The sequence below is a fragment of the Paraburkholderia gardini genome, assembly GCF_907164545.1.
Classification (GTDB): Bacteria; Pseudomonadota; Gammaproteobacteria; order Burkholderiales; family Burkholderiaceae; genus Paraburkholderia; species Paraburkholderia gardini.
Window position 1 is genome coordinate 19907 of sequence record NZ_CAJQZB010000056.1, and the last position, 9947, is coordinate 29853.

Annotated in this window: 10 protein-coding genes; 3 read left to right on the top strand and 7 right to left on the bottom strand. The window is 59.9% G+C overall.

Going from position 1 to position 9947, the window contains the following annotated elements; genetic code table 11:
- Window positions 1-170 precede the first annotated feature (170 nt).
- Window positions 171-1160, bottom strand: a complete 990-nt coding sequence (locus LPA37_RS26475; protein WP_229014134.1) for a helix-turn-helix domain-containing protein — start codon at window positions 1158-1160, stop codon at window positions 171-173.
- A 94-nt stretch (window positions 1161-1254) separates the two neighbouring features.
- Between LPA37_RS26475 and LPA37_RS26480 the strand changes: the two genes are divergently transcribed.
- The 3 genes from LPA37_RS26480 to LPA37_RS26490 are packed head-to-tail and all read left to right on the top strand — an operon-like array spanning window position 1255 to window position 4599.
- The gene (locus LPA37_RS26480) at window positions 1255-1524 is read left to right on the top strand and encodes an H-NS histone family protein (protein ID WP_229014135.1); all 270 of its coding nucleotides are present in this window, start codon (window positions 1255-1257) and stop codon (window positions 1522-1524) included.
- 45 nt (window positions 1525-1569) lie between these two features.
- Window positions 1570-3048, top strand: a complete 1479-nt coding sequence (locus LPA37_RS26485) for a DUF1254 domain-containing protein (RefSeq protein ID WP_229014136.1) — start codon at window positions 1570-1572, stop codon at window positions 3046-3048.
- An 18-nt stretch (window positions 3049-3066) separates the two neighbouring features.
- Window positions 3067-4599: a DUF1254 domain-containing protein gene (locus LPA37_RS26490; protein ID WP_229014137.1), complete on the top strand. Its 1533-nt coding sequence runs from the start codon at window positions 3067-3069 to the stop codon at window positions 4597-4599.
- 383 nt (window positions 4600-4982) lie between these two features.
- Here the strand turns inward: LPA37_RS26490 and LPA37_RS26495 are convergent, their stop codons facing one another.
- The 6 genes from LPA37_RS26495 to LPA37_RS26520 all read right to left on the bottom strand — a co-directional run bounded on the left by LPA37_RS26495 (window position 4983) and on the right by LPA37_RS26520 (window position 9828).
- Window positions 4983-6227 (bottom strand): vWA domain-containing protein, encoded by a 1245-nt coding sequence (locus tag LPA37_RS26495; protein WP_229014143.1) that lies wholly within the window; start codon window positions 6225-6227, stop codon window positions 4983-4985.
- A 7-nt stretch (window positions 6228-6234) separates the two neighbouring features.
- The gene (locus LPA37_RS26500) at window positions 6235-7146 is read right to left on the bottom strand and encodes a hypothetical protein (RefSeq protein WP_229014138.1); all 912 of its coding nucleotides are present in this window, start codon (window positions 7144-7146) and stop codon (window positions 6235-6237) included.
- A gap of 118 nt (window positions 7147-7264) precedes the next feature.
- Window positions 7265-8290: an ATP-binding protein gene (locus tag LPA37_RS26505; RefSeq protein ID WP_229014139.1), complete on the bottom strand. Its 1026-nt coding sequence runs from the start codon at window positions 8288-8290 to the stop codon at window positions 7265-7267.
- Window positions 8291-8415: 125 nt separating this feature from the next.
- Window positions 8416-8658 (bottom strand): DUF3717 domain-containing protein, encoded by a 243-nt coding sequence (locus LPA37_RS26510; RefSeq protein ID WP_229014140.1) that lies wholly within the window; start codon window positions 8656-8658, stop codon window positions 8416-8418.
- A gap of 248 nt (window positions 8659-8906) precedes the next feature.
- Entirely contained in the window at window positions 8907-9371 is a 465-nt protein-coding gene (locus LPA37_RS26515; RefSeq protein WP_229014141.1) for a hypothetical protein, read from the bottom strand.
- 70 nt (window positions 9372-9441) lie between these two features.
- Window positions 9442-9828 (bottom strand): hypothetical protein, encoded by a 387-nt coding sequence (locus LPA37_RS26520; protein ID WP_229014142.1) that lies wholly within the window; start codon window positions 9826-9828, stop codon window positions 9442-9444.
- Window positions 9829-9947 lie beyond the last annotated feature (119 nt).

A 9947-nucleotide genomic window follows, 5' to 3' on the forward strand; every position in this document is an offset into this window, starting at 1 on the left:
GCTCTGAAGGTATCGCCGCCGCCTTTACGATGTGAACTGCCCACAGATAACGTAGTTCGAAGCTGTCAAAGGCGGTATCCGAAAAGCGAAATCGTTGCGAAACGATCGCCGCTCATGCCGGTTCGAGACGGTCAACCACCTTTTGACTGTCTTGACGTCGCGATGACGCTTTAGCGGACAAACTCGTGCCGATCACGAGAGCGGCTTAAAGTCCTGCCCGGCAATTCACCAAAGACCTTGCGATACTGCTCCGAGAACCGCGACATATGGCGAAAACCCCATCGGAACGCGACGTCGGCAACGGTACAAGTCGGCCCCGCGACCAGCAGGTCGCGCAATGCGCCGTTCAGTCGGGTGTTCAGAAACCATCGGCCCGGTGTCATGCCCACGCTGCGGCGAAAAATCAGCTGGAGAGCGCGCAGACTGTATCCGCTTCGTTGGGCAATCTCCGAAAGCGTTATATCGGCCTCATCAGACATGACCAGCCGCTCGCATGCGAGGATCAGATGATGATGGCGTTGTTCGGTGACCGACCCGTCTGACGTGCACACAGGCGGCGCAGCGGCCAGCGCATCGACGTATCCTGCCGTCATCGACTGACACATTTCGGTCGCCAGTTCGGCGGCGATGCCGCCCGTGGGTTCTAGCGATCTTGCGATTCCCATTGCATCGTCGGCCAGGCATGTGAGCGCAGCGCGGCCGCCGGCTCGAAGGCGCACTGAACTAGCGAAGCGGCCTGGCAATTCCAGCGGTCGCCCTGTTCGGGCCACCGCTGTTTCCTGAAGGCGCTCTTCCGGAATTGTGAAGTTGATCCAGCGAGATGACGCCGAGGCATGATAAAGAAGCTCCACACCTGCGGGGTAGATCTGAATATCTTCCTCACCGATAGAAACGGTGTTGTACCGGGTAACGTCACCGCCTTCTGCCATGAAGCCTATGCATATTGAATCGCGTGGCATGCTGCCCCGGGCAATCACCGGAAAGTCGTAGCAGCCGGTTTCCAGCCTGATCTCACCGAACGTCAGACGTTGATGCACCATGGTCGCGCACTTCGAAGAGAGAAGACGGTGCTCAAAACTTCCGCCATAGACGACATTGAAGGCCTGCGCCGGCTCAAAGCCCGAATAGGTGTGTCGCAAATAGGTTGACTCAAATGGCATGGAAAATTCTCCGCAAAGATTTCGCTTTTTGGATAACGCCCACCTCGGGACATCGCTATCTTAAGTTGTACACCACGAAGTCGAGGCCAAATTCATGGCTGAAAACTACCGTAAAATCAAGGAACGCATTCGTGCCCTGGAGGCCGAAGCGGAGCAGTTGCGCCGCCAGGAATTGCGCCAGATTATCAGCGACATGCGTCGCAAGATCAGGGATTACGGTATCAACCCGGACCAGCTCTTCGGCCCGGATCTGTCGGATCTCGTAAGGTATCGCCATCCCGAAACGGGGGAAACGTGGAATGGAATGGGGCGTCCGCCCAACTGGATCAGAGGAAAGAATCGAGAGCAATTTCGTGTCGACTGAATCCATGGCGCCGACGGCCCTCAGCCAAAATCCAGGGAGAAAATAGTGAGCGTCAACGTTTCGCGCAGTGCAACAAAAACATTGGGACACGGTGTTATCGCGTTGCTGGTAGCCAGTACAGCTAGTTTCGCACACGCCCAGCAAACCATGCCGATCCCGGCGAGCAGCAATGTCAGCCCGCCGACGGCGGGCATCGTCATGACGAAGGACTATGTGGCGACAGTTGGGCGGATGGCGTATCTCTGGGGCTGGCCGCTGATCAACGCACGTCACCGGCGCGCCACATTCAACAAGTCGCCGGAGCCCGGTCGGCTCGGCGGCATCCTGCCTGTCGCGCCAACTGGCTACATCACGATGCTGACGGACTACATTGCGCCTGAGGAGCGCTTCGTCACCTGCCCGAATCAGGACGTGGTATACGGCTTCGGCTTTGCGGCCGTGGATAAGGATCCGGTCATCATTCAGGTGCCGGATTTCGGCAAACGGTTCTGGGTGTACGCCTTCTATGATGCGCGCAGCAATAGTTTCGGCGGCCTCGGTAAGCAATACGGGACCCGGCCGGGGATCTACATGGTGGTCGGCCCGAACTGGAAGGGCACCATTCCCAAAGGCATCACCAGGGTGTTCCGTTCACCGACGGATCTGATCGGCATGGCGCCCCGCATCTTCATGGACGACACCGATGAGGATCGTAAAGCGATACAGCCCGTGCTCGACAGGATCATGATCTATCCGCTCAGCAAATACACGGGCAAGGCACAGACCAAAGACTGGGCGAAGGTGCCGACGTTCCCCGCCCCGGCGCAGCAGGGCGAAGGCGAGACGAAATGGGTTGACCCGGAAACGTTCTTTGACGAACTGCCCGACGTCCTGCGCGAAGTGCCGCCGTTACCGGGCGAGGAAGCGCTGTATGCGCAGATGAAGTCGGTTCTGGATGCGGCGGCGAAAGACCCCGCCATCAAGGAAGAATTGAAGCAGGTCGCCGTCGATGCCGAGAAGAATCTCGTCGGGCCGCTCTTCCAGTTCAGTAACAACGGGATTCCGGTGGGTAATGGCTGGACAACGGCACCCAACGGAGGACGTTTTGGATACGACTACGCGACGCGCACGGCCGTTTCGCGTTCGAACATGTACGTCAATCGCCCCGAAGAGACGCGATACTTTTACCTGGATGTCGACGGCAAGGGCGGCCGGCTCAACGGTGCGAACCACTATACGGTGACCTATAAGAAGCTGCCGCCAGTCAACGGCTTCTGGTCGCTTACGGTCTATAACGAGCATCACCTTTTCGAGCCCAATTCGCTTAATCGCTATTCGCTTGGCACGAAGAACAAGAATCTGAAGCGCAACGCCGACGGCTCACTGACCCTTTACGTGCAGAATGAGTCACCAGGGCCAGACAAGGAATCGAACTGGATCCCGGCACCGAAAGGCGACTTCTCGCTGTATCAGCGTACCTACTGGCCCAAGGCAGAAGTTCTGGAGGGCAAGTGGACGCCGCCCTCAGCCGAGAAGGTCAACTAATCCGCGCCCGGAGAAATCATGCCGAAGAAATCTGCAGGTTTGCACACGCTGATTGCACTGTTCGTCGCGTCGACGTTTCCGGTTCTTGCGTACGCGCAGACGAGCCGTTTCGACGCGCTGGCGAATAGCGCTTTCGTTCAGGGTCGTCCGACGCCGGAGACGGCCAAGGCTCTGACAGACGAACTGCTGTTCCAGCGAGCGACGCAGACCTATCTGTGGGCCATGCCACTGCTTAACACAATGGGTATGCGCGACGGCTTCGAGCAGGCCTACGGCACGGGCTACAACACGATGGCGATCTGGGCCAAACGGCTGGATGCGAAAACCCTCATCACCACGCCGAACTCCGATCTGATCTACGGCATGGCGTTCGTCAACCTTGCTGATACAGGCCCCCTCGTCTTCGAAGCGCCGCCAAAGCTGCAAGGGATTCTGCTCGATATGTGGCAACGCCCGATCCCCGGGCCACAGGTCAACGGTACCTCGTATTTCGGCGACGTCGGACTGCCAGGCCCGGACGGTGGGGCGGGCGGCAAGTTCCTGATCCTTCCGCCCGGTTATTCGGGCGAGGTGCCTTCGGGCTACTACGTGTACCGTTCGGGGACCAACAATATTTTCATTTTCCTGCGCTCGTTCTATCAGTCGCTGGACAACATCACTCCGGCAGTCGATTTGCTCAAGCAATCCGCTATATATCCACTGGGCAAGAAGGACTCTGCGGAAAAGATGAAATTCTTCGATGCATCGGGTTCGCCGCACAACATGCTGCCGCGAAGCGACGCGAGCGCCTTCAAGGATCTGAAGTATCTGGTGGATACGGAAGGCAGCAATCTCGCCGATCCTGACTGGATGGGCATGCTTGCCGGCCTCGGCATCAGGAAAGACAAGCCCTTCGAACCGGACGCCCATGCCCGGAAGATTTTGGACGATGCCGCAAAGACAGGCTACAAGACGAGTCGTGTGATTGGCCTGCAAGGCGACAATGACATTCGTGTGTACAAGGACCGGCAATGGGTGAACCCGGTCAACAACGTCTCGTCGCGTTGGCCGACCGCCGTCAACGATCTCGGCTTCACCTCAAATAGCGGCGGCTACCGCGACCTCGATGCGCGAGTCTGGTTCTTTACGGATTACTACTCGATCAGTCCGGGCATGGTGTCCATGACGCCCGGCAAAGGCGCGTTTTACATGATCGCGTTCAACGATGGCGAAGGTCACCCGCTGGTCGGTGGACACACATATGAGGTGACGTTGCCGCCGGACATCCCGGCCGCGCTGTTCTGGTCGGTCACGCTATACGACGCGTCGAACGCGTCTGGACTCGATAACGGGCAACCGTTCCCGTCGCTCGGCAAGCTCAACCATCCCAAACGGAATGCGGACGGAAGCACGACGCTGTACGTCGGACCGAAGGCGCCAAAGGCCGAAGAAGGCAACTGGCTCGCCACGGTGCCCGGGCGCGGCTTCTTCGCGATTCTGCGTCTTTACGCACCGACGCAACCCGCGATCGACGGGAGCTGGAAACCGAGTGATATTGAGAGGATTAAGTAGGAAGCGCGGCTTCGGCGGGTTGCGTCTGGAGCCGCAACTCGCAATGCGCTCGACGCTTTGTCGAGGCACGTGGTGACACAGCGACGGGGCAGACTGAGTTCGCTATGCGTCGCGCGCATGCGGTTGCAACCGTGCAAATCCGGAAGCCGATGCTCGCCGTCCGAACGGGTTCGAAGGGCAGTGAGCCCTCCATAACCGGTCATTCGCAAACGTGGGCCGACTGGGCGTTAGTGGCCGTTCGGCGCCCTCGAATCAACGATCGCTTCGCACAGCGACTGTTGCGCCGCACAAGCAGAAAGCAACCTCAGAATTCGAACACCAAAAAAAACCCGACTGCAAAGAGCCGGGTGGGTTAAGGAAACGGGGCACAACAGCGTGCCGCTCTAACAGATCACTTCAAGCATCTCGCCGAACGGCGCCTGCTTCGCGCGCCGCAGCGGCACCGTCGATGCCCACAACACCGGGTACGACGGCTCCTCTACAGGAAAGCTCCCATCCATATCTGACAGGTAGACCAGAAACGCCGGACGGATGCCCTCCTCGGCCAGCCGCCTAAACGGATCGACAAAGGCAGTACCGCCCCCGCCGCGCACGGGTAACAACTCGACCGGTTCGCCGCGCTCGAAGATCTGGACCTGACGCACCTTCGTGTCGCAGTCCATGACGATCAGGCGCTGCGGCCGCAAGCTGTCGTTCACCGCCAGCACCTCGCCGTCGAACTGTGCCTGCGTCTCGTCGAAGACAGAACCGCTCGCGTCCCGTACGAACACCGCATCACCAATTGCGGGTTCGTTCAGCGAAGGCAGGTACAGCCCCATGTGCAGGTAGCGCCGGTTAGGCATGGCGAAGCTGTAGTCGGTGGGCGACGACTGCTGCGCGAAGCGATGAAGCACCGCGCGCCAGTCAACGATCGGCTCGACTGCCTGCTGAACCATCCCCTGCAAGCCGCCTGGCATGTTGCCGCGCATCTGGGCTGCTTTCGCAGCCTGAAGCACGGCGACCTTCCATTCGGCTTCCTTCACCGGCTTGTCGTCGCCCAGGTACTGCCGGACCTCGCCACAGCACGGCGCGGGTTGGGGATCGGGAGATGCGGATTCTGCAGACGGTGTGTTCGCGCCGTTCGCGGATTGCGGCGGGCTCGCGCCCCCGGGTTGCCCGCCCGGCTGCTCAGTTGACTGAGCATCAGGCTTCGCTTCCGGTTTGCCACCCCCCTTCGCACCCTTCTCCTTCTCCCGCGCCTCCTGCGCGCGTTTCGCGTAAATCTCCTCGGCCGACTTGCCCTTGAAACGGGGGTCGGCCAAGGCACCGGCCGGCAACAACATCCCGGAGTCCGTCACGATTGGATTGATCGCATGACTACATGCGTCATTCCACCCATCAGGATCGCGATCGCCCTGTCGCCAGCAGTGACCGTTGGCCACGTGCATCACCTGCTTTGCGATCACGCCCCTGATTTCGAGATCCTTCAGGGTCGCGAGATATGCCGGGTTGTAGCCCAGCGACACCCCGTCTACCCAGAACGACTTGCAGGAAGGGTCTTCGATCACATTCAGACGCAGTGCAAGTGAGCCAAAAAACGGCTGGTCGAGCACGAGCGCGGTGCGCTGTTTCGAGATTCGGGGATCCATGTGCACCTCACGCAACCAGACGCAGTTGCGGGGTGTCCTGAACCTCGACAATCGGTTCCGGCGTCATGCCCATGAATGCTGCCATCAGCCCCTCGATCTCATGCGCCTTGGATGCCACCTGCGAGCGCAACGCGTTGGAGAGCTTCAGGTCCGAACCGGTGTGCACCGCGAGGTGGGTTCTCGCCTGTTCCAGAATGTGCGTGAGTTTCGGATCGTTGCTGAAATTCAGCTTCGGCAGAAGTTCGCACAATTCACGAACGTTGTTGGCGACATCGAGCCGCACGTTGCCGCTCGCATACAGGCGTGATGCCATCTGGGAAACCGCCTCATAGAGACGGCCGACCAGATCGCTGTTCGCTGTGGCGATCGACGTGAGCACGTGCTGATCGATTTCCGTACGCAGGCCGGTGAGGACATTGTCCGGCAATTCGACTCCAAACTGGCTCGCGTCCGGGAACGGCAACACGGCCATCTTGACGCCGAACTTCTCGGACAGCACGGCGAGGCTTGGATAATCCGCCTCGTTGAAAGTGCCGTTCAGTTCAATGCGCGCACGCTCCTTGAGATCGAGGTAGTCGGTCAGGAACACCTGAACGGCCAGATCGAACTCGTCTTTGAGTGAGCGCATCTTGTCGGCGAATTCCATGTAGATCATGGTCGGCAACAGACGCACCGCAAGCTGGTCGTACTGGAGCGTGTGCGAATAGAAGTACGCGCGGATGCGGTTTCCGATCGCGACCACTTCCTTGAAGCTGGGCGCGTGTTCCGGCAGCAGACGCTTGTTGAAGCGGCCGAGGCCTTTCGCCTGATGCTTCTGCTCGACTTCTTCAGTGATCTTGTCGTCAAAGCGGCGAGCGCCCCACGACGAGATCGTGACCGAGCACAGCATGACCTTCGATTGAATAGAAGCGATGTTCATGGATGACTCCAGAAAAATAAGGGAATGGATAAATCGGATAGGGAAAAAGAAAAGCCACGGCGCGCGGGAGCGGACCGTGGCTAGAAACAACAGGAACAACGAGAAAGGTGACTGGCGCTTACTGGCCCTGGATGATCTGGCCGAGAGCGCCACCCTGCGCGCGAATGAACGCGTGGGTGTTTTGCAAGGCTGGTGTACGACGAATCGCGTCGCGAGTGAGGAGTGCCGCAAATTCGCGGTGGTCCTCGCCAATCAGTCGGTTTGTGTACGTCAGCACGCGGTCGAAATTGGCTTCCGTCGAGTAAGCCGCGAGCGCTGAACTCATCGCATACAGCGCGGCGGGCTTCTTCGGGATCATCGCCGTGTCGGGCGAAAGCAGGATCGCATCCGGCGACGGCAACTCGCGGTAGATGCCCAGAAAGCCCATCAGTTCGAGTGCGGCCGCCTCGCCGACAGAGCCGGCGTACGAGATCAGCTCCAGATCCTTTGGCACCACGTTCATCGTTTTCGCGACGAACCCCCAGTTACGGGGACTCGGCGTGTTTTCGATTTCGCGTGATTTCTTCTGGACCGAAAGCAGGTCCGGACGGAATCGAAGGAACGCGATCAGCTCGGCCGGCACATTGCTGCGCACGGCCCACGCGGTCCAGTCATCGATCGTCGGGGCAAGCTCAACGACCGTAGCGAAACGCGAAATGACCGGATCCAGAAGACCCGTCACGCCCGCGTTGTCGCCGCGGCGATTCGTTGCCGCAACGAAGGTGACGTGCGACGGCAATACGTGATCACCGACGCGGCGGGCAAGCAGCAATTGCATCTTGGCCGCCTGAACGGCGGGCGACGCCTGCCCGAGATCGTCCAGAAACCAGATCAAGGGATTTTTGCTGTTCACCGCGCTTTCGAGATCGCCGAACGGAAGGTGCTTCGCCGTGCTCCCGTCCGCAGACGGAAACGGCAGGCCCTTCGAGTCCGTCGGATCTTCGACCACGGGATGACTGATGAGGAGATCGTGACCGGTCGCTTTCGCTACCTGATCGACGATATCGCTCTTGCCAATCCCTGGGGCTCCGGTAATGAGCACCGGCAACGCTTTCTGGACATAGGCGGTAAGGAGAGCGACCAGCTGGGAAGGAGTAACTTTCATGGGGTTCCTCAAAAAGAAAAGCCCCACGAGACCACGCCCGCAGGGACGTGGTCCCTGTGGGGAAGGTGGATTGCCGCGATGCGGCGGTTCGATGCGTCCGAAAGACGCGAAAAAATCGGTTGCGGTTAGACGAGCGCTTCGTTCAGCGCGGCGAGTTGCTTCGACGACAGGCTCGAGGCCGGCACGCTGGCCAGCTTCCCGAAAATCATCTCTCCATACAGGTCCGCGAGCGCGCGGGCCTGTGGGCAAAGCGTCAGTACCTCGTCGACGCCTTCTGGTGCGGGCGCGCGGTTGCGCCAGACGTTGATCGCCTGTTCAATGTGCGCGATCTGGACGGTCTGGAAATCAGTGTGAGTCGGATGGTTCATGAGGCCCCTTTCAGAGGTAAGCCCCATTCGAACGACGCCCGAAGGAACGTGTTCCCGACGGGGCAAAAATGATGTGCCCGAATCCGGCGATCGATGCGTCAGGGACGCGGGTGATAGCACCAGTTTAGGCGCGCGGTGTCGCGTGACCTGCCGGAAAGCTGCAGTTTTGCGCCCCGCTTAAGGCTTTGTGCCGACCTGTCATGAGGGAAAAAAGCCGACGTGTGAGCGCCGGCTTCGGAACAGGTAAATCAGGCCAGCACGAGGGTCTGCTGGGCATTGAGTTGCTCGATGATGCGCGTGCGGATCAGGGCTTCACGCCTAGCGTGGTGCATCGATCTCGCCTCGCCCACGCCGTTATGCTTCTCGACGACATAGGCAAAATAGGCGCCCGTCGCCGGGCCCCGCCAGCGTCGCCATTCATCGGCGATTTCCGCGCGCATCCCGGCAGGACACGCGAAGTAAGCGGTCCGCGCATTTCGCCAGTGTTTCGCGCACAGGTCCCGCATCTCCTGATCGCCGTGTTGCGCCGCCCGCTCTCTGCGTGCACGCTCCTCCGCGACGTCCAGCGATGGCGCGGGCGTGAACTGGTCGGCGAACAGTGGAATATCCCGCTGGATCCGCCTTGCCTCACGCACATGGCGCTTCAGATAAGACGCCTCCTTGCGGGCGGTCCAGCTATCGCCCTCGATCCGTCGCCGGCGATCAAATCGCATATTCGCTCCTCAAAAAGAAAGACCGGCGACAAGCGCCGGTCAAAAAGTAAAAAAATGGGAAACGGTCCGATCAGTCGATATCGAGCAGCCGCGCAACGACTGCCGCGACCGCCCACGCCTGTGATCGGGACAACGACTTGATACGCATCAGCGGAAAGCTTTGCCACGTGCCTGCCGGCCCGTTCTCAACGAAGTGGACGTAGTCAGCCTGAACGATCCAGCCTTCGGACGTGCCGCGCTGGACAGACAGGCTCAGGCGGCGACGCGCGGCCTGAGTATCCGGCCACTCGGCCTCCGAGCGAAGGCCATAAAGCGCTTCATCGTTGTCTTCAGCGATGTTGGCAACCGAGACCCATTCGGGTTCGATCTCGGTACGGGCGAGCGCCTGTTCGACCTGACGGACAACCTGTCCAACGGTTTTTCCAAGTGGGTCAAACGGAGCGTGCGAAAGTGCCACTGGGAGGTCCAGGAGATTTGACATGGGATTCCGGATCGGCATAGGGGACGGCCATGAGGCCGTACCCCTGCCACACCACCCGGCATGCGGGTCCGCACCGGGCGGTTCGGGAAGTTGAG